Genomic DNA, 20,713 nt, shown 5'->3' on the forward strand with positions numbered 1-20,713 from the left:
GTATTTATTGGCTTTGGTTCTCCCATTACTTATGACAGCAGAAAAACCAGTGAAATGAACAGGCTTCTAGCTTTCATAAAAAAAACAAAGATGTTTAATAGTATTTGATATATTTTAACATCGATTTCTCGAAAAAAGTTCGGTATTTTGCAACATAAAAAAAAGTAATTTATCTAGATCAATATTAGATTCAAAAAGTAGTCTTTAGAACTATTTTCTACCCATAAAACCTTATTTTTTGTCTTGATTTTTATACTTATTTTTTAAAATTAAATATGCTGTAGCCACAGTCTGACACACTTTTTTTAAGTTTTAATACCATACACATGTCCAACAACGTACTTATTGAAGATCAATATAAAAGAACGCAATTATTTGAAAAAGAAAATGTAAATGATCTAGTAAGAGTTTTAAAGCGTTTTAATACCGTACCTAAGATTAATGATATTAATATTATTACCTCTAACAAAGAGCCTAATGTATTTAAGATTATACCCAATAAATCCATCATTATTGGTACAGCTTTTTTAGAGCAACCCGTTCTAGCACTAACATATTTGCGCTATGGCGTGGAGTGGCAACTTTGGTACAAGGCATTAGGAAAAGATAAATCCAATGTTTTCTTGTGTGATGTTGCAGCATTAAAAGTGACCAAAATATTTTATGATATTTTACCCAAAGAAGATAAAGATAAACTTGCGGATAGCCCACATTTTTTAATTGAATTACTTCAAGAAAAGGAATCTTTAAGATATTTGAGTTTAGCGCAGAATAAGGAATTAGCAGCTGTACATGGTATTAAAAATGAAGACAAAAAGATTCATGAGGCTTGGGAACCTATTTTAGAACATTTAGCCAAACCAACGGAATATTTATTAATGTCTGGTGGCGATCTTCGTTTAAACATTGACGAAATTGAGTTGTTAAACAAGTACGGCTGTCGACCATTTCCTAGACCAGATGCCTTTACCTTTGCCTCTTCAACAGCTACGAGTATCTCTAACTTTGCCTTTGACAAATCCGATAAACTAAGACGTGTTTTGATTCAAAATAGTCTTAAAAATGGTTTTAAAAGCACGACCAATGATTTTTCGGAATTGCTAAAAAACAAGTTAAGAAAAGCACTCAAGATAAAAGACGAATGTCAAATTATTTTTTCTCCATCGGGCACTGATTCTGCACTGCAAATTGCCGCAATAACACAAGTTGTTTCAGATAAACAAATTACGCATGTTCTGGTAGCATCAGATGAAACGGGGAGTGGTGTACCAGCGGCCTTGAAAGGCTGCCATTTTGAAAACACCACAGCATTGAATTATCCAGTCAAAAAAGGCGATACTATTGAAGGATTTAGACCCGTAAATGTGATACAAATTCCATCGCGCGACGAGAAAGGACAGTTAAAATCGTTGGAACAAATGGATGAGGAAGTTTTCAATGCTATTTTGCAAAAAAATCAAGCAGGACAACACGTTGTATTGCACATTATGGACCAATCCAAACTAGGTTTTCAATCGCCTAGTAAGTCATTATTACAACGCTTAAATACCCTAAAAGAGCTATCCTTGCAATGTATTGTCGATGCTTCACAACTCCGACTTGATCCTAAGGACATTCAGCATTATTTAAACAAAGGATACCTAATTACCATCACCGGAAGTAAATATTTTACTGGCCCTCCATATTGTGGAGCCTTAATTTTGCCCAAATCCGTGAGTAAAACTATTGATTCTCTTTCGACTACTTTGCCAAAAGGACTCAACACCTATTACAATCATTCGGATTGGCCAACGACTTGGTCGTGTGCGAAAAATTTATCAGACGGCTTTAATTATGGCTCTAATATGCGTTGGAATGCAGCTATTGTCGAAATGGAACGTTATTACAAAACTCCTATTTTGTACCGAAATATGGGTATCGAAATGTTTTGCAATTTTGTAGAAGATTCCATTAAAGAAGCAACTTTTTTGGAGCCATTATTTATGGATCGATCAACAACAAAACCATTTGAAAAAGAAGAATTTGGTCTCAGAAACATCTGTACCATTTTCCCCTTTTTTATCAAAAAAAATGGAGAAGTCTTGCCGCAAAAACAAGTGAAAAATCTGTATGTTTTATTAAATTCTGATATTTCGAATCATTTTGCCCATTCGCCACTCGAAATTATTCGACTTGCAGGTCAAAAATGTCATATCGGTCAACCTGTAGATGTAAAATATAATCCGGAATTTCAAAGTGCCGTTTTACGTATTAGTTTGGGGGCACGAATCATTTCAGAGAGTTGGGTCAATCGCGACATCAGTTTGTTTTTCAGAAACATTGAAAATCAAATGAATCAGATTACCACAATCCTAAAAAAGATTGAGCTCATTCTTTCAACGCCAGACTTGATAGAATAATGCCTCGCCATTAAACATATTTTTCACAACAGCATTAGGTTTGCTATTTATTTGGCTGTTCGGGCAGGCTATCCACTACAAGTCCGCAGCAAGCCGTTCACAAAACAACCCCCAAAAGGAGCTTCCCTTGGTCGCTCTTTTGGAGGTTGTTTTGTAAAAAGAACGGCTAGCTTTACGGGCTTTTCGTTACTATCCTTAACAGAAAATGATCCATGACAAACACATTTCAAATTAATTTTGAAAATCTAAAAGAATAATAGCTTAACTAGTCCTTTAAACTGTAAACTATTTTCTTAAAATCATCTTTATATTTGTTTTTATCTTCAGCAGCTGTCCAAGTTAATACTTTGTAAAATGAGTTTTTAGTTTCAACAATCCCAACTAAATAATAAATCTCAGTCTTTTCTTCCTCATTAGTAAAAACAACATCACATTCAACAAAATTTATGTCACCTATTTTTTGAAAAACAGGTTTTGATACAGCACTTTTTTCATCTTTTAAAAAATCTTTCATGAAGTCTTCATAAAATTCATTAATCGAAGTATATTTCATTTCGGCTAATTCGAGCTCTTCTTTGGTATCAAAAATTACAAAACCATAAATTTCTTTTACCTTATTTTGATATTGAATAGCTGCTGAACTATTTAGTCCTGATGTTTTACTTAAATAATCTGGCAACCCAATATCAAACGCATGTCCTGCTCTGTATTGTTTTAAATTGGTTTGTGCAATGGATTTTGTTGTCCATATTAGTAGCAATAGTTTTAAAAAAAGAATTGTTTTTTTCATTGAATAAGTACATTTAAAAATATCTGAAATATATTAATAAAAAAAACAAAACAAAATGTTTGTTAAAAAAAAACTGCAAATTGTAAAACAAATTTGCAGTTCTGTAGCCTATTAATTTATAGCGTGTGTTTTTTTAATTGAAAATTACGATGTCATTTCCGTTTCTCTTTTGGGTAACATTATTTGCAGTAACATCGATAAGAAAACAGTCAATAATGCTCCAATAAAATTCAACCACAAATACCCTAATTTTTCTTCATCACTCGGATGGATAAAAATGGCAAAATAATAGATAATAAAAATGGTAATTTGGCTAATTACCGCACTATAGAACACCGCTTGTGATTGTACTTTTTTGATATAAAAACCTACCAAAAAAATACCCAAAACTGTTCCATAAAACACCGAACCAATAATATTAACCAACTGAATTAAGTTTTCGAATAAAGTGCCAATGCAAGCAAAAAGGATAGCAATAACGCCCCACATTACCGTAAAAAATTTTGTGGCATTCAAATAATGTGTTTCGGATTTTTCGGTTTTCAGATTGCGCTTGTAAATATCAATGGCGGTGGTTGAAGCTAAGGCACTCAATCCAGATGCCGTCGAAGACATCGCTGCTGAAAGAATTACCGCCAATAATAATCCAATTAAACCTTTAGGAAGATAGTTGAGTACAAAGTGAAAAAACACATAATCTTTATCATTGGTCTCGCTATCTGGATCCGCCTTGGCAATAATGACTTTGGCTTGATCACGCAAGTCTTTTTCTTTACTTGATAATGCTACCAATTCCTTGCGCAAAGTAGGGTTGTCATAATCCTGATTCAGTTGATCGATGTACAAAAGATTAATCACTTTCTTGTCTTCAGAAAGCGCATTTAGTTTGTTTTCTAAGACTTGATATTCTTTTTTATACTTCGAGTTTTCTATTATCGTTTTGTTATTCGGATTGAAGTTAAGCGGTACCGGATTGAATTGAAAAAAGACAAAAACCATAACACCAGTCAATAAGATAAAGAATTGCATAGGAACTTTGAGCAACCCATTCATAATCAATCCCATCTGACTTTCTCGCACCGATTTTCCAGATAAATAACGCCCTACTTGTGATTGGTCGGTTCCAAAATAAGCTAAAGCCAAGAAAAAACCTCCTGTAATCCCACTCCAAAACGTATATTTTTGCTCTGGGTCAAAAGAGAAATCAACTATATTCATTTTATCATTGGCTCCTGCGATGTGCAAGGCACTAGAAAAAGTCATATCGTTGGGTAAATAATGTAAAATCAAGAAGAAAGTAATAAACATTCCAGACATTATCACAAACATCTGTTGTTTTTGCGTCACGTTGACTGCCTTCGTTCCTCCAGAAAAAGTATAAATAATCACCGAAATTCCAATGAAAATATTCATATAGGTCAAGTTCCAACCCAATATAGCCGATAAAATAATCGCGGGTGCATAGATGGTCAAACCAGTCCCTAATCCACGTTGTACTAAGAACAAAACCGCTGCTAAGGAACGTGTTTTTAAATCAAACCTTTTTTCTAAATATTCGTAAGCTGTATAGACTTTGTATTTGTGATAAATAGGAATGAAGGTAGCACATATTAATACCATTGCAATGGGTAAGCCAAAATAGAACTGCACGAATCCCATGCCATCATGATACGCTTGCCCAGGTGTGGATAAGAAAGTGATCGCACTGGCTTGAGTTGCCATCACAGAAAGACCAACAACATGCCAAGGGGTTTCGTGGTTACCTAAAATGAAATCTTCAACGTTTTTACTTCCTTTGGTTTTCCAAACGCCATAAATGACAATGAATAAAAGGGTGGTCAATAAAATAATCCAATCAAATAATTGCATAAGCTAGGCGTATAAATTCATAATGAGACAAAAAATCAATATGTAGATAATATTGGCCACCAATACATAGGTGTAGTCCTTTTTCCAAATTTTTTCTTTCTTGGGTTCCATAGCGGGTCTTTAGTTGTTAATTTTTGGAGCAGGCATTTTGGTTTCGGATTTTACAGAAATGGTATTGGCTATCAGTTTAAAAGCACCAAGAACCCCTTCTGGTAGTTCTCTAAAAAAGCTTAATCCAGTGTAAATATAATTGCCTTTTCCGTAAGGTGCTACTAACAAAGCTCCGTTTTTTGGATTTTCGCCTTTGTCATTTGAGGACAAGATAGGAGTGAAGGAAGCATCAAAAGTATTAGGATAATACAATCCTTGTTCTTGTTTCCAGCCTTTGAAATCATTGGCCGTAATCTTATTTGGGTAATTCAAAATAGGATGATTAGGAGCCAAGAAACGAACTTCGGCATCTTCTTCCGTTACTCGGTCACGAGAAACTTTTAGCGGATAAGGAGCAAGGTTAGGAGTTACTAAATCATCGGTAGTGTTATACTGAACAATCATTGTTTTGCCTTCTTTGACAAATTCAAATAAAATGGATTGTTTGTTGGCCAATGCTTGAACGGTATTGTAGGCTCGAACTCCAGTCATCACCACATCAAACGTAGCCAAACGCTCGGGTGTGATTTCTTCGGGTTTCAAAATAGTTACTTGATAGCCCATTTGCTCTAAGCTTGCAGGAACTTCATCACCAGCTCCCATAATGTAGGCGATTTTTTCATTATTGGTTTTCAAATCTACACGCAAGAACTTAGCCTCGGCATTTTTTAGAATTTGCTGCTTGGTAATATGATTAAAATCAATATTGATTTGGCTTTTGTTCAATTGTTTGTCTCCAATAACCACGATGCTTTTGGCTACAATCTCTTGATTGTTTTTAGGTGGAGTTACGGTAAAATAAACGGTTTTTTCGATTCCTTTTTTATCCAAATTAACTTCGATAAAAGCAGGATTTATTTTCCAATCTTTTCCTAAATCCAATTGAACGATTCCTTTTATTGCATCTTTACCAGCTTTGACTTTTACGCCAACGGTTTTGCTTTTTTCATTGGTAAATAACAAAACTTTTTCTGTAAAGGTTGATGTGGCTTCAGGAACGATATCCAAGAAATTGTACATTTCGCCTTTTACATCGTCATTGTATTTGTAAACTACTGTTCGTTCAAAGGGAATTTCAACACCTTCAATGCTTACAGTAAACACGGCTTTTGCATCTCTTTCTTTTTCAGGTAGTCCAATTTCAGTAGGATTACTTACAGTGTACATTCCCACAGTAGCTTCTTCAGCCAACCAATATGGTTGTGTGTAGGCTATGGTTTCTGGTAGTTGCAAATCAAGGGCAAAGTTGAGTAATTTGTTGGGTTGTAAATTTGCATTCTGAACCGTTGTGTTTTGGTTAGGCAAGGTGGTTACACTTTTCAATACCATCGGAATTGTAGAACGATTGATGGCTTCTATCTTTAATTTCAGACTACTTCCAGGCGTCGTTTCTTGCATTGGAGCAACAGCTTCTAGGTATAAACCAGCGCAGGCTGCAATTATTTTTTTGGTTTCGGTTGCTTTTTGTTTCGACCAATGATTTTCGTCTAATTGCAACATCATTTGGTAGGCTTTGACTAGTTTTGGAATGCTAGCCGCAGGATTGTTATGGTTGAATTCTTTGCTAATCAAAGTAAGGAGTTCTCCAATAGCTTTTCCGCCTTTGACACGATTCCAACTTGTATCAATTCCTTCAAAAAGAGAACCGTTTGTAGGGACTCTTTCGCCATTTAAAAATTCTAAATATTCTGTTTCTTCACCACGAGTTCCTGTGCTTCCAAATCCTTGTGATTGATGGGAACTTCTGCTTAATGCAGCAATTTCTTGATTGGATTTTCCAATGTTTGGATAATAAACCCCAGTTTGCATTGCAATTAGATTGGTTTTGTCCGCTGCATTAAATTTTTCTTGTGAACCATAAAACCACCAAGAGGTATTGAAAAACTGGCGTTTGGCTTGCCAAGGTTGTACGTATTTAAGTTGCTCTGGATAAACAGAAGGATTGTTGGTTAAATTAAAACTTTCCACACTCAACATTGCTGATGCGGTGTGATGTCCGTGAGTAGTTCCTGGAGAACGATGATCAAAACGGTTAATGATTACATCGGGTTGGAATTTACGAATTGCCCAAACTACATCGGCTAGGACTTTTTCTTTGTCCCAAATGGCTAAAGTTTCTGTTGGATTTTTGGAGAAACCAAAATCATTTGCTCTAGAAAAAAGTTGTTCTCCGCCATCAATTTTTCGTGCTTCTATAAGTTCTTGCGTACGAATTACTCCTAATAATTCGCGCAATTGTGCTCCAATTAGATTTTGTCCTCCATCCCCTCGAGTTAGCGACAAATAGGCTGTTCTGGCTTTGGTTTCATTGGCTAAATACGAAATCAATCGGGTATTTTCGTCATCTGGATGTGCCGCTACATAGAGTACGGAACCCAGAAAATTGAGTTTTTGAATTTGATTGTGAATTTCAACTGAGTTGAGTTTTACTGGTTTTTGTGCATAAGTAGGAAAAACATATAAAAATAAAAGCAAGGAGGCTTTACTAAATAACTTAGGCATAATTCTTCTTTAATTATTGATAGGCCTCAAAAATAGTAATATCCGATTGGTATATTTTGTTAATTTATGTTAATGTTCTGTTTTGCTTTGATAGTATTATCTCAATATTACTAATTATTTTAAGTATTTTAGTAGATCAATTGATTGAACAAAAATTATGAAATATACTGAGGATCATTTAGGACTAGGGTTTGAATGCACCGTTATTGAACAACCCGATGATTATGAGGGAAAGGTTATCACTACTTTGATTAGAAAAAAAGGGAATGCATCGACTACCAAAGCTGTTTTGTATGTTCATGGGTTTAATGATTATTTTTTTCAATCCGAAATGGCAGAACAATTTAACGCTAACGAATTTAATTTTTATGCTCTAGATTTACGCAAATACGGACGCTCTTTGTTGCCTCATCAAAAAATGAATACTATGCGTAGCCTAACGGAATACTATGAAGATTTAGACGCTGCTTTAACTATAATTCGACAAGAAGGCAATAGACAAGTTTTATTATCAGGACATTCTACAGGTGGTTTATTGGTTACCTTATATGCTTCAGAACGCGTGGATAATCAAAAATTTGAGGCTGTTTTTTGTAATAGTCCTTTTTATGATTTCAATATGCCCAACTACCAAAAGCGATTTTTAATTCCATGGGTATGTCAATTGGGTAAATATTTTCCTCAACTATCTATTCCCGGAGGGATATCTCATTGGTATGGATACAGTTTACATAAAGCACAAAAAGGGGAGTGGGAATACAATTTAACCTGGAAGCCTCATGTAGTCCCTAATGTTAATGCGGGATGGATCAATGCTATACATGAAGGCCATTTGAAAATCAAGAAAGGGATACATCTTACCTGTCCCATTATAGTGATGCATTCTGATAAAAGTAGTATGGATCAAAAATGGAACGATCATTTTTTTGAAGCAGATACCGTATTGGATGTAAAAGACATAAAAAAAGAGGCCGAAAAAATTGTTGCCCCAAAACGCACCATCATTGAAATCAAAAACGGAATGCATGATTTGATTTTGTCCTCGTTTGAGGTTCGAAAAAAGGTCTATACTAAACTTTTTGATTGGTTAGCGGTACATTTAAAATAACGTACTCACCTGTAAATAATAGTTCTAGGTTTGTTCAATTCAAAATCGAGTAATCCAAAATCACTGGTTTCAAAAGCATTATTGATGAGATTTTTATCATTTGGACTAAAGGTATTCGGATAATAGGCAAACGAAAGTTGAAAAGAACTGAATACCAAGTAATCATTGTTAATAATAAAGCCAAGCCCAATACTTGAAAAAGTTTGGTTCTTTTGATTGCTTTTTTTGCTGTTGCCAATCACGGCTATGGAGTAATTAAAAAATGGATTCAATCGAAAGCCCCACAAGTTCCATGGTGAATAGCTTTGCGTTTGTGAACTAAAAACCATTTTTTTAGTACCATACAAAGCGTTATTAAAACCACGTATTCCATTCTCTTGATTAATGGTTAGTAAATCGCCATTGCTGGGTAATCTATTATAACCAAGCACCACTTGTTGTTTTAAAAATTGCCTAATTTTCCAATCACCCAATTCATATAATTTTGTAAAATAATTGGTCTGAAACGAAAAAGCCGTCTGTGAGGTTTTGCCTTCTTTGAAAAACGTTCCCAATTCTGTATTCATACTAAAAAATCCCCAACGATAAAAGTTACCAAAGGAAGCTCTAGTACCAAGATACAATTGCTCCATATGATTTTTTCGTTGATAGCCAGCGGTTACACTATAAGCTTTGCCAATAGGTACATCTTCTATAATTCCGTTATTGAATAAAAAGCGCTCTTGGATAAAGTTTCGTGCATTCAAACCCACACTTAAAAGCATTAACTTTTCATTAGAATAAAAATTGATAGTATCGTAAGTAGGTAGCGGTTTTTCTTTAAATAAAACATTTACATACCTGCCGGCTAGAATAATATTGGTGATTTTTGTTTTTTTAGTTGGATCTTTTTCTAAAGCAAAAGCATGACCCAACCAATAATCAGCGGTATTGTATTTGAAATTTTGAAAGTTAAAAACACCATCCGCAGCTGCCAAAGTATCTTTCTTAAAATGTTCTTCGTAAGCTATTCCTCCTGCCCATTTGGTTAAAGGAGAGAAAAATTGTCTTGAAATGTCAAAATTTTTGAACGAGTTATTATCCACGCTTTCTTGATTAGTGGCCTGAATTTTTACAAAAGTTTTTCTGAAATTTGGAATGGTATATTGAAAAAAATGACCATCTTCACCGTTACTAAATTTGTTAGTATACTCACCTCGAATTTCATGTCCTTGACCTAAGAAATTCCGTTCTTTTAGCTTTAATGTAGTTTGACTACTGCTAAAAGAGCCATTAGGGATCAAACTCCACGAGTCTAAAACAGTCAAAGTAACGGCTACTGAATTATTGAAGTCGGGCACATCATCTATAGTGACTTCAACACGATTAATGAAGCGCTGTGCACGAATTAAACGAATACTTTCTTTAATATTGATGGAATCAAGGGCTTCCTTTTCTTTAAACAGCAAGACTTTTCTAATCGTATAATCTTTCGATTTCAAATGGAGTTTATTACCCCATTCTTCTACCATTTTAGGGTTCTTAGGTTCCGATAAAGTCTTTGAATCTTGAATTTTATTCCCAAAAGGATCCAAAGTAATAATGGTAATCGAGTGGATGTACTTTCCTTGAAAAGGAGCGTAATTAAAGGTTGTATTCTTTTTCGAGCTTGCTTTAGGTTGAATTGGTCGAAACACCAAACGATATAAAAGATTTGTACTTTTTTTCTTTTGAGAAAAACTTTGCAAATTCTTATAAAGTGCAATGGTGTCTTTGTTTACCGGTACTTGCGCATAAAAAAAGGTGCTCAACAACAACCAAAGCGCAAAACATAAGAATGATTTTTTATTTAGCATAGTTGAGCTTTAACATTATCTATTGTAAGCATTCAAAATCAATCGGTAAAATCAGTATATTCAGATGCTTTCTTTTTTTTGATCGAAATTCCTTTTTGAAAAAATAGATTGTTGGGATAAATCACCGTTTCACCATTTTCTGCCAGAATGGTAACATGATAGGCTCCAATATCTTCAATTTCACCTTCAACAGCGTATTCTTTGTCATGAATGACAATAGTATCTCCAATTTTAAAGGGGAACGAAAAAAACAAAATAATTCCTGCTGTGATATTACTCAAAATCGACCATTGGGCAAACATCGCCACACCAATTACCGTTGCTACAGAGGAGATAGTGATAAAAATATCTTTGGCCTGAACGCCCCAAATTAATATAATAGTAATAACAGTTAAAACAGAAATAAGAATGTTGATATATTTAATGACTAAATTTGTCCTTTTTTCGATGATATCACTAGTTCTAGCGTATCGTCGAATTAGTTTGGCAACCATAGTCCTTGCTAAAACAACAACAAGAAACAATACTCCGGTACTGATTTCTTGTATTAAATAATGTTCAAAAAAGTTCATTTTGTATCGTTATAATTTACTAAGGTACTCAAAAACTTTATCCGTTGGTAATCCCATTACATTGGTGTACGATCCCTCAATTTTAGCGACTCCTACAAAACCAATCCATTCTTGTATGCCATAAGCACCGGCTTTATCATAAGGCTGGTATTTTTCTAGATAATATTTTATGGAGGCATCACTTAGTTCTGAAAAAGTGACTTTTGTTTTTTCGCTAATTACATGTACAGTAGTATTTGTTTTAAAACAAACCGAAGTAATTACCTCATGTGTATTATTGGATAAAGATTTCAAAATCTGAAAAGCGTCATCATAATCTTTGGGTTTTCCTAAAGCCTTGTCATTATGCCAAACAATAGTATCGCTTGTAACCAAAAGTTCATTATCATTTAGCAATCCTTCAAAAGCATTGGCTTTCAATTGTGCCAAATAATTCGTAATTTCTTCCCCACGTAACGTATCAGGAAACACTTCATCAACCTCTTTGATTCGAATTTCAAAATCCAAATCAAGATCTTTAAAAAATTGTTGTCTCCTCGGTGAACCGGAAGCTAAAATAATTTTTATATGTTGCAATTGAGATTTAAGCATGCTGTTCAATGGTATAATTTAAAATAGGTAATAGAAAAATTCCAAATAAAATAATGACTTTCAATAGGGTACTTATATGGCTAAAATCATTTTTGTTTTGTGCTTTAAATAATTTAATAGCACAATAGATAAGTGGCGAAAGAATGAAAATTAGACTATACAGTGTAATGAGATGCAAGTCATTCAAAATAAAATACTGATACATATAATTAAAAAACAAACCAATAGGAAACAGACAGATTACAGCAAGTAATTTAGTGGCCTTGTAAGTTCCTAATTTAACAGCTAATGTATTCATATTATATTCCTTATCACCATCTATGTCTTGTATGTCTTTAACTATTTCTCGAATGAAATTAATGATAAATGCAAAAACAGCATAGTCTATTAAAATACCAAAAACAGGAGCCATCTGTCGTTGATTTTCTTCGGTAGTAACGGGATAGACATCAAAAACTCCGATGATCACTACACTAGAGGCCAAAACCAAAGCAACGGCTAAATTACCAAGTAACAACATCTGTTTTAAAGTTGTGCTATAAAAATACAAAATGGAGGCCACAAGAATAAAAAATACTGCAAAATTTGGCTTCTCAATTGTATTGGACAACCAAAAGCCTATTGCCACACCAAGTATTGTTAGGCCAACATATAGATTGTAGGCTTTACTTTCTGAAACAGACTTACCTACTATAACTTTACTAGGCTTATTAATAGCATCGGTTCCTAGATCAAATATATCATTGATGATGTATCCACCAGCTGCAATAAAGACTGTAGCGAATACTAAAAGAATAAAATCAAAATTCGATAACGCCAAATCAATGTTCTGCTTTTTCAAAAAACCAAAACGCAGGGTCAGTTGCATCAAAGCTAATAATAGCAAATTTTGATATCGAATTAATTGTAAGTATTTCATAAAACGTATAGAAATAGGTTTGAATTGTGAATGCTAATGAAAAAAACGCTTGTTTTTTAGCGTTTCATGATAAATTAAAGGAGAAACGCTCAATAATTTAATCTAATTTTCCATCAAAGTTTTCCATCCATTTGCCTTGCACTTTCATTACTTGTTCTATAACGTCGCGTACAGCGCCTTTGCCACCATTTTTATGAGAGATATACCTTGAAATGGATTTAATTTCGGGACAAGCATCTTGTGGACAAGTAGGCAAACCTACCAATTGCATCACATGAAAATCTGGAATATCATCACCCATATACAACACCTGTTCTGGGTTGATTTGATACACATCAGTGTACTCATCAAAAGTAGCTACCTTATCTGGTGTGCCTAAATGAATATCGGTCACTCCTAAATTTCTTAATCGCACTCGAACGCCTTCATTACTTCCTCCAGAAATAATACATACATTGTAGCCATTATCAACAGCTGTTTTAATAGCATACCCATCGCGAATATTCATAGTACGTAGCATTTCTCCCTCATTATTCACAAATACTGAACCATCAGTAAGAACGCCGTCTACGTCAAAAACAAACGTAGTAATATCATTCATTATTTCTTTATAACTCTTTGCCATGATTTTTAATAGATTGTGTTAATGTTTTATATAAATTATTTTGATTTTCATTCTTTAAAAAAGCCTCATGAGATTGTATGGTTGAAAAATCGTTCCGCTTTGCTGGTCCCGTTTGAGCCTCACTTGGTGATAAATCCATTATTTTATTAGCTGTTTCTATGATTAGTGGTTTTAAAACATCAAACGAAACATGATGTTCTGCACAGATATTCTGACCTATAGCATATAAGTGATTCGTAAAATTATTAACAAATACTGCCGCTACGTGTAAGGCCTTTCGCTGTTCCGAATTGATCGATTGAATGGATCCTGAAATACTTTGCGCTAACCTTTTAAGGATTTCAAAATCTGGAACACTAATCGCTTCCAAACATAAAGGAATGGATTTAAAACTAACTTTTTTGCCCTTAGTAAAAGTTTGTAAAGGATAAAAAACACCTCTTCTGTTTTTAGAAGAAAGCGATTCTAAAGGAGCCGCTCCTGAGGTGTGCACCACCAAACGATTTGAAAACGGAAGTTGCTCAGAAACAGTTGCTATGGCATCGTCAGAAACCGCAATAAGGTAAACATCTGCTTCTTTCAATTCAGCATACGAATGTACCATTTTTTGAGCATCAAAATCAGGAATAGCAATTGTAGTATTCCGAGAAAATACTTGAACAATTTCTATATCCGATTGCGATTGAAAAGCAGAAATTAAATGTTGTGCCACATTACCAGCACCAATAAGCGTTACTTTAATCATCTTACAAAAATACTCATTTTTTTTCTTTGTCTTTAGTAGATAGTAAAACCTTAAAACATAAAAATATGATAATTTTTCAGAAGGGTAATCCACAAAAAAAAGGAACGATTGATGTCATTGCAATACGAGACTCTTTTTAAAAAATAAATAGTATTAAAATCAAGGCTTTTTCTGAATCAAAATGAGCTCATTATGACTTTCAATTTTTGGTATCGCATTAATTTTATATAGTTTAGCGTCTAATTGTTGTATAAAGTTTTTATTTCTTTTGTTGTCCGCTTCTTTCAATAACATAGTATTAAAAAGCACAAAGCCATTGGAATTAAGCAAAGAGAGGGTGTGATTGATGAAAAAATGTTCAAACAAAAAATTGGGCATTTCTTTATCTTGAAAGACATCAATAATCACAAGATCATAATGGTCTTTGCATCTCAAAACATACTCAAAGGCATCTTGAATCACTATTTCTGTGTTTGGAATAGTATTTAACTGAAAATAGGTATTGGCTACTTCAATAATTTCTGGGTCAATATCAACGCCTTTAATCTTACCTTTATATCCAACTTCATTAACTAGTGTTTTGATTACACTTCCTCCAGCCACTCCAAGTACCAAAATATTGTTCATGGATTGAATGGAAGAAAAGCCAATTTGTTTTAAACCAATTCTCAATATACGCTGTAAACTACCGTAGGAGTAATTAGTGTTCTCTGAATCAATAAGTAATTCACCATTCGCCCAAGTTACTTCAATGGACTTGCTAATATTGGATTTGGTTTTAAATATAGTAATGGGAAAAACATAACTAAAAAATTTTTTTAGCATTTCAATAAGTTTTTTTCCAAAAATACCATATTAATCATTTATTTTGTGTCAAATTTTCAAAAAACAATGAAAAAACAAATTTACAAGTGGATATTTTTCAAACTTATGGGATGGAAAATAGTCGGAACTATTGAGCCAGAATTAAAAAAATGTGTGATGATGGTTTTGCCTCATACTAGCAATCATGATTTTTATTTGGGAGTATTTACACGTGGAATCACTGGACTTCAAATGAATTGGATTGGAAAAAAAGAATTGTTTGTTTTTCCTTTTAATTATTATTTCCGTTACATGGGAGGAGAACCATTAGATAGAAGTGGCGGACTTAACAAAGTAGAAGCCATTGCTTCAATTTTTGAAAGAAGAGACGAATTTCGTTTAGCTGTAGCACCTGAAGGCACTCGAAAAAAAGTAACACAACTCAAAACCGGTTTTTATTACATCGCCCAAAAGGCCAATGTGCCCATAGTACCTGTAGCTTTTGATTTTGGCAAAAAAGAAGTGAATTTAGGAAAACCTGTTACTGTCACTGGAAATTATGAAAATGATATTGCGATTCTTAAACAACATTTTGTGGGTGTAGTGGGCAAAATACCCGAAAACGGCTATGTTTGGTAACACTTACAAAGGCAAACCAAGTAATCCATCTTTTGGACGCAGCGTTTTAAAACTGCCGTCAGCATAAATCAAAATAAGCTGCTCTACCTGTTCTTCACTTACGGTTTGAAGAGCAGGTTTTTTTTTATCTTGTTTAAGTGTCATTACTGTCTTTTCGTTCGACAATACTGTAGATGTATCAGTAGGTGAGGGCAAAGTTTTAGTGTGATTACTTTTGTCAACTACCATTTCCTGTTTCGGAAAATTGCCATTACCTAGCAAAATCCAATACAAATCAACTTCAGGAAATACTGCTATTAATTTCAATACAAAATCAAGACTAGGCTTATTTCTCCCCGATAAAAGATGCGACAAACTTGATCGTTGAACTCCAATTTGATCAGCAAAGGAGGCTGCTGTAAGTCCGTAATACTCTAAGATTATCTCTAGCCTTTTATTAAAATCATCAGAATTTACCATTGTAAATTATTTTAAAAATGTTTTACAATTTACAAAGTTAATTTATCGTAAACAATAGGCTAGGGCTTTATTTATAATAAAAACAGTCAAATTCATCACAAAAACACTTTATGTAATGTATTTTAAAATAATGATTATGTGTTACTTGTTTTAAAAATTAACAAAATTGAATAATATCAATTCGTTTGTGTTAGAATTGATTCAAAAGACAATTTGTAACAATTACAATGGTAACTCAATTAACTTTTCAAATTGATTACAATTGTAATTTTAAAGATGTTTATTTTTGTTCACTTAAAAATATTAAACATGGAAGCACTAGATTTATATTACCAACATAAAGAACAATCCATTCAAGGGAGATACCTTACACTAGACTCTATCTTGCCTATACTACAACAATACAATACACAGCATCAACTCCAGCAAGTAGGTCTTTCTGTGATGCAAAAACCAATTTACACCTATAAAATAGGTAATGGGCCAATCAAAATTTTTTTATGGTCACAAATGCATGGTAACGAAAGCACCACAACGAAAGCATTGATAGATTGTATACACTTTTTGAATGGCTCGTCTGATTTAGCAAGAGAACTTCTTGAAGCATTTACCTTTCTCGCTATTCCTATATTAAATCCTGATGGAGCAGCGTTATATACCCGAGAAAATGCAAATAAAGTAGATTTGAATAGAGACTCACAAAATCTATCACAGCCAGAGAGCGCCACTTTGAGAGGTGTTTTCGAAGTTTTCCAGCCTGACTTTTGTTTTAATCTTCATGATCAACGCACTATTTTTGGAGTTGCAGATACTGGTAAACCGGCTACTGTATCGTTTTTAGCCCCTTCTTATAATGAAACTCGCGACATCAACGCTACACGATTAAAAGCAATAAATAGTATTGCAACAATTAATGAGGTATTACAAAATTACATTCCTGGACAAATAGGACGTTTTGACGATTCTTTCAACATCAATTGTATAGGTGATACGTTTCAGCATTTAGGAGTTCCAACAATTTTATTTGAAGCAGGCCATTACCCGAACGATTACCAAAGAGAAGAAACGCGTAAATATATTTTTATTTCTCTACTTGCAAGTTTTACTAGCATTATCGAAAACGATGTAGTTAGCAACAAAACAACTCAATATTTGAATATTCCTCAAAATAAAGTCACTTTTTATGATTTTATATTTAAAAATGTCAAAATAAATTATGACGGTAACGAAAAAATAACGAATTTTGCAATACAATATAAGGAAGAACTAATTGAAGGCGAATTATTTTTCAAAGCATATATCGCCGCCATAAACGATTTAGACTCTTTTTTCGGTCATTATACCTATGATGCTAATGGCGCATTATACAAAGATGATCTAGGTAATTTGCCTATTATTAATAAAATAGCTAGTTTTTCATTAGATAACACGGTGTTTTTTGTTAATGGAGTGAATAAAGTTTAATTATTTTATCAAATTATTGATTTTTTCTTATATTTGCAATCATTCTTGCTTAAACAGTAATATTAATTAAAGAATTATGAGTAAATTTCGTTTAGATGAGGTAGATCATCAAATTTTAGATATGTTGATCGACAACACAAGAGTACCCTTCACAGATATCGCGAAAAAATTATTAATCTCTGCAGGTACCGTTCATGTTAGAGTAAAAAAAATGGAAGATGCCGGAATTATTATGGGCTCTTCTTTAGTATTAGACTATGACAAATTAGGCTATTCCTTTATAGCTTATGTTGGTGTATTTTTAAATAATACCTCTCAAACTAAATTTGTTTTAGAGCGTATTAATGAAATTCCTTTTGTTACTGTAGCTTCAGTAACAACTGGTAAATTTAATATCTTTTGCAAAATTAGAGCAAAAGATACTAAACATGCAAAAGATGTAATCTTCATGATCGATGATATCGAAGGTGTATACAGAACCGAAACAATGATTTCTCTAGAAGAAAGTATCAATGATAAAAAGCGTTTAATGCACACCATCTTCAAAGAGATGTAAGAGGCTTGAATGCGTATAGTTAAAAAATACAACCTCAAGTTTTCTTGGGGTTTTTTTTTGACCAACTTATTAAACTACTAAAAAACAAACCATAATTCATGAATACATTACCTAAAATAGAGCGTTTCCATCGAGATGTACTCTCAAAATACAACATTTACAATAGTGTTTTCATTACATTACCTTTTGATTCGGTAGATAATACTGGAGTTTTGCTTCCTTTATTTACTGATATATGTGAAAAAGGTTTTAAAAAACAAGAAACACCTAAAGAGATTGTCAATTTTTTTGCCTCAAAATACTTGAGTACTGCCTCAGAAGCTGAAGCTATTGATTTGATGTTTCGTTTTATTCAATACATCGAACGTCAAATTGTATTGTTTGATGCGATTGAAGACGCCGCTTTTTCATCCGTAAACAATATGGACGGTAGAGGGTCTTTGCGAGATGTAAAAGAAAAATCAGAAGCTAAAAACAAACAAGAAGAACTCATTGATTTTCTTGAAAATTTTAATGTACGCACCGTTCTAACAGCGCATCCTACACAATTTTATCCTGGTGCTGTATTAGGAATCATCAATGATTTGACCGAAGCCATCCGAAAAAATGATTTAATTGAAATCAAACAACTTTTAGCGCAATTAGGAAAAACACCTTTCATTCAAAAAGAAAAACCGAATCCTTTTGACGAAGCTATAAGCTTGATTTGGTACCTTGAAAATGTATTTTATAATACAGCAGGTGAAATGATACATTATTTAGAGAAAAATATTTTCAATAACAGAACCATTCAAAATCCACTGATTAAATTAGGCTTTTGGCCTGGTGGAGATCGTGATGGTAACCCTTTTGTTACCACAGATATCACTTTAAAAGTAGCCGAAAGACTAAGAACTTCCATCTTAAAATGCTACTACTTTGAAATTAGAAGATTAAAAAGAAAACTTACTTTTTCAGGTGTTGATGTACTCATAACTGAGTTAGAACAAAAACTGTATCGTTCCGTTTTCTACTCCAAAGGTGATATTTTTATTACACTTGAAGAATTTAAAGAACAGATTTGGAAAATTAAAACCATTATAATTGAGCAGCATCAGTCCTTGTATTTGGATGAAATCGAGGCGCTATTAATTCGCGTTAATTTGTTTGGATTCCATTTCGCAACGTTAGATATCAGACAAAATAGTAAAATTCACGATGCCGTTTTTAAAGATGTTGTTGATTTTTGTGTAAAACAAGCGGATCCTATTTTTCCAGCAAATTATTTTAGTCTATCAGAGAAGGAAAAATTTGAAATCCTTAATAAAGTATCAGGAAATTTAGACCCGAGTACTTTTGAAAATGACATTACTCGATTGACTTTAGAATCTATAAGAGCGATAAAAAGTATTCAAGCTAATAATGGTGAATTTGGAGCCAATCGTTATATTATTAGTAATAACGAAAGTGCTTTGAATGTAATGGAAACCTTCGCCCTGATTAAATTATCTGATTGGGAGAATGCCGCTCTTGACATTATCCCGCTATTTGAATCGGTAGATGATTTGCAGCATGCACACGAAGTAATGGAGAAATTATATACCAATCCTGCTTACACTCAGCACTTAAAAAATAGAAGCAACAAACAAACCATCATGCTAGGTTTTTCTGATGGTACCAAAGATGGCGGTTATTTAATGGCGAACTGGAGTATTTACAAAGCAAAAATTGCGCTTACCGAAATCTCTAGAAAATACGACGTACAAGTTGCATTTTTTGACGGTCGAGGTGGACCACCAGCTCGTGGTGGAGGAAAAACACATCAGTTTTATGCTTCTTTAGGATCGAAAATCGAAAATAAAGAAATACAAATTACCATTCAAGGACAAACCATTAGCTCTAATTTTGGAACGCTAGATTCTTGTCGCTATAATTTAGAAAATCTTTTAAGTGCAGGCGTAACCAATCAAGTATTTAGCAAAACCAAAAACATCTTGTCGGAGCAAGAGCTTTTGATATTAGATAAATTAGCAGAATTAGGGTATAATAAATATTTGGGCTTAAAAAATCACCCTCAATTTATTCCTTATTTAGAAAAAATGAGTACGCTAAAATACTACGCCAAAACTAATATTGGTAGCCGACCTTCCAAAAGAAGTACCGCGGAGCAATTGGAGTTTAGCGATTTGAGAGCGATTCCATTTGTGGGGTCTTGGAGTCAATTAAAACAAAATGTACCCGGTTTTTTTGGAGTAGGTACTGCTTTAAAATATTTTGAAGATAATAATGAATGGGATAAAGTACAGGATCTGTATAAAAATTCCTTATTTGTTAAAACACTACTTGAAAACAGTATGATGTCACTAGCAAAATCATTCTTTCCATTAACCGCCTACATGCGAAAAGATCCTGTTTTTGGTGAATTTTGGCAAATCATTTACGATGAATTTTTAGAAACCAAACGATTACTTTTGAAAATTGCCGGTCATCAAGAGCTAATGGAGAATTATCCTGATGGTAAAGCTTCTATTGCAATGAGAGAGCGTATAGTGCTGCCTTTGTTGACAATACAACAATACGCATTATCAAGAATCAATGAGCTCAACAAAGAAGAACATCCAGACGATGCGCTGATCAAAGTTTATGAAAAAATAGTCACACGATCCTTATTTGGTAATACTAACGCGAGTAGAAACTCGGCCTAAAA

General features: G+C 33.5%; 17 protein-coding genes. 6 read left to right on the forward strand and 11 right to left on the reverse strand.

Annotated elements, in window-relative coordinates:
* Window positions 1-326: 326 nt before the first annotated feature.
* Window positions 327-2,399 carry a hypothetical protein gene (locus tag BXU11_RS13110; protein ID WP_078212843.1) on the forward strand — a complete coding sequence of 691 codons (2,073 nt, stop codon included), beginning with the start codon at window positions 327-329 and terminating at the stop codon, window positions 2,397-2,399.
* A gap of 265 nt (window positions 2,400-2,664) precedes the next feature.
* Here BXU11_RS13110 and BXU11_RS13115 read toward each other — a convergent pair whose 3' ends face one another.
* The 3 genes from BXU11_RS13115 to BXU11_RS13125 all read right to left on the reverse strand — a co-directional run bounded on the left by BXU11_RS13115 (window position 2,665) and on the right by BXU11_RS13125 (window position 7,710).
* Complete coding sequence (locus BXU11_RS13115; RefSeq protein ID WP_078212844.1) at window positions 2,665-3,189, reverse strand: hypothetical protein; 525 nt, start codon at window positions 3,187-3,189, stop codon at window positions 2,665-2,667.
* 144 nt (window positions 3,190-3,333) lie between these two features.
* Window positions 3,334-5,058, reverse strand: a complete 1,725-nt coding sequence (locus BXU11_RS13120; protein WP_078212845.1) for a sodium:solute symporter — start codon at window positions 5,056-5,058, stop codon at window positions 3,334-3,336.
* 120 nt (window positions 5,059-5,178) lie between these two features.
* Complete coding sequence (locus BXU11_RS13125; RefSeq protein ID WP_078212846.1) at window positions 5,179-7,710, reverse strand: PIG-L family deacetylase; 2,532 nt, start codon at window positions 7,708-7,710, stop codon at window positions 5,179-5,181.
* A gap of 157 nt (window positions 7,711-7,867) precedes the next feature.
* On the opposite strand from BXU11_RS13125, the gene BXU11_RS13130 reads away from it, so the two are divergent.
* Window positions 7,868-8,818: an alpha/beta hydrolase gene (locus BXU11_RS13130; protein ID WP_078212847.1), complete on the forward strand. Its 951-nt coding sequence runs from the start codon at window positions 7,868-7,870 to the stop codon at window positions 8,816-8,818.
* A gap of 5 nt (window positions 8,819-8,823) precedes the next feature.
* Here BXU11_RS13130 and BXU11_RS13135 read toward each other — a convergent pair whose 3' ends face one another.
* From BXU11_RS13135 to BXU11_RS13165, 7 genes are all read right to left on the reverse strand, one after another.
* Window positions 8,824-10,653 (reverse strand): hypothetical protein, encoded by a 1,830-nt coding sequence (locus tag BXU11_RS13135; protein WP_139363506.1) that lies wholly within the window; start codon window positions 10,651-10,653, stop codon window positions 8,824-8,826.
* Between the two features lie 38 nt (window positions 10,654-10,691).
* Window positions 10,692-11,225 carry a mechanosensitive ion channel domain-containing protein gene (locus BXU11_RS13140; protein WP_078212848.1) on the reverse strand — a complete coding sequence of 178 codons (534 nt, stop codon included), beginning with the start codon at window positions 11,223-11,225 and terminating at the stop codon, window positions 10,692-10,694.
* Between the two features lie 9 nt (window positions 11,226-11,234).
* Window positions 11,235-11,816 (reverse strand): Maf-like protein, encoded by a 582-nt coding sequence (locus BXU11_RS13145; RefSeq protein WP_078212849.1) that lies wholly within the window; start codon window positions 11,814-11,816, stop codon window positions 11,235-11,237.
* Window positions 11,809-12,735 carry a geranylgeranylglycerol-phosphate geranylgeranyltransferase gene (locus BXU11_RS13150; RefSeq protein WP_078212850.1) on the reverse strand — a complete coding sequence of 309 codons (927 nt, stop codon included), beginning with the start codon at window positions 12,733-12,735 and terminating at the stop codon, window positions 11,809-11,811. Before BXU11_RS13150 ends, BXU11_RS13145 begins: the two co-directional genes overlap by 8 nt.
* Window positions 12,736-12,832: 97 nt before the next feature.
* The gene (locus tag BXU11_RS13155; protein WP_078212851.1) at window positions 12,833-13,360 is read right to left on the reverse strand and encodes an HAD family hydrolase; all 528 of its coding nucleotides are present in this window, start codon (window positions 13,358-13,360) and stop codon (window positions 12,833-12,835) included.
* Window positions 13,344-14,105, reverse strand: coding sequence for a Rossmann-like and DUF2520 domain-containing protein (locus tag BXU11_RS13160; RefSeq protein WP_078212852.1), 762 nt, complete (start codon window positions 14,103-14,105; stop codon window positions 13,344-13,346). The genes BXU11_RS13155 and BXU11_RS13160 overlap by 17 nt, the downstream gene beginning before the upstream one ends.
* 159 nt (window positions 14,106-14,264) lie before the next feature.
* Window positions 14,265-14,930, reverse strand: a complete 666-nt coding sequence (locus BXU11_RS13165; RefSeq protein ID WP_078212853.1) for a spermidine synthase — start codon at window positions 14,928-14,930, stop codon at window positions 14,265-14,267.
* A 66-nt stretch (window positions 14,931-14,996) separates the two neighbouring features.
* On the opposite strand from BXU11_RS13165, the gene BXU11_RS13170 reads away from it, so the two are divergent.
* Complete coding sequence (locus BXU11_RS13170; RefSeq protein WP_024981767.1) at window positions 14,997-15,548, forward strand: 1-acyl-sn-glycerol-3-phosphate acyltransferase; 552 nt, start codon at window positions 14,997-14,999, stop codon at window positions 15,546-15,548.
* 3 nt (window positions 15,549-15,551) lie between these two features.
* Here the strand turns inward: BXU11_RS13170 and BXU11_RS13175 are convergent, their stop codons facing one another.
* The gene (locus tag BXU11_RS13175) at window positions 15,552-16,007 is read right to left on the reverse strand and encodes a helix-turn-helix transcriptional regulator (RefSeq protein WP_024981768.1); all 456 of its coding nucleotides are present in this window, start codon (window positions 16,005-16,007) and stop codon (window positions 15,552-15,554) included.
* Window positions 16,008-16,316: 309 nt separating this feature from the next.
* Here BXU11_RS13175 and BXU11_RS13180 point away from each other — a divergent pair, with 309 nt between their 5' ends.
* The 3 genes from BXU11_RS13180 to BXU11_RS13190 all read left to right on the forward strand — a co-directional run bounded on the left by BXU11_RS13180 (window position 16,317) and on the right by BXU11_RS13190 (window position 20,711).
* A complete protein-coding gene (locus BXU11_RS13180) occupies window positions 16,317-17,471 on the forward strand; it encodes a M14 metallopeptidase family protein (protein WP_078212854.1) in 1,155 nt (384 codons plus the stop codon).
* A gap of 76 nt (window positions 17,472-17,547) precedes the next feature.
* Window positions 17,548-18,027, forward strand: coding sequence for an Lrp/AsnC family transcriptional regulator (locus BXU11_RS13185; RefSeq protein ID WP_024981770.1), 480 nt, complete (start codon window positions 17,548-17,550; stop codon window positions 18,025-18,027).
* Window positions 18,028-18,125: 98 nt separating this feature from the next.
* Window positions 18,126-20,711, forward strand: a complete 2,586-nt coding sequence (locus BXU11_RS13190; RefSeq protein ID WP_078212855.1) for a phosphoenolpyruvate carboxylase — start codon at window positions 18,126-18,128, stop codon at window positions 20,709-20,711.
* The last annotated feature ends 2 nt before the right edge of the window (window positions 20,712-20,713 follow it).

Source organism: Flavobacterium sp. LM5 (genome assembly GCF_002017945.1).
GTDB classification, from domain to species: domain Bacteria; phylum Bacteroidota; class Bacteroidia; order Flavobacteriales; family Flavobacteriaceae; genus Flavobacterium; species Flavobacterium succinicans.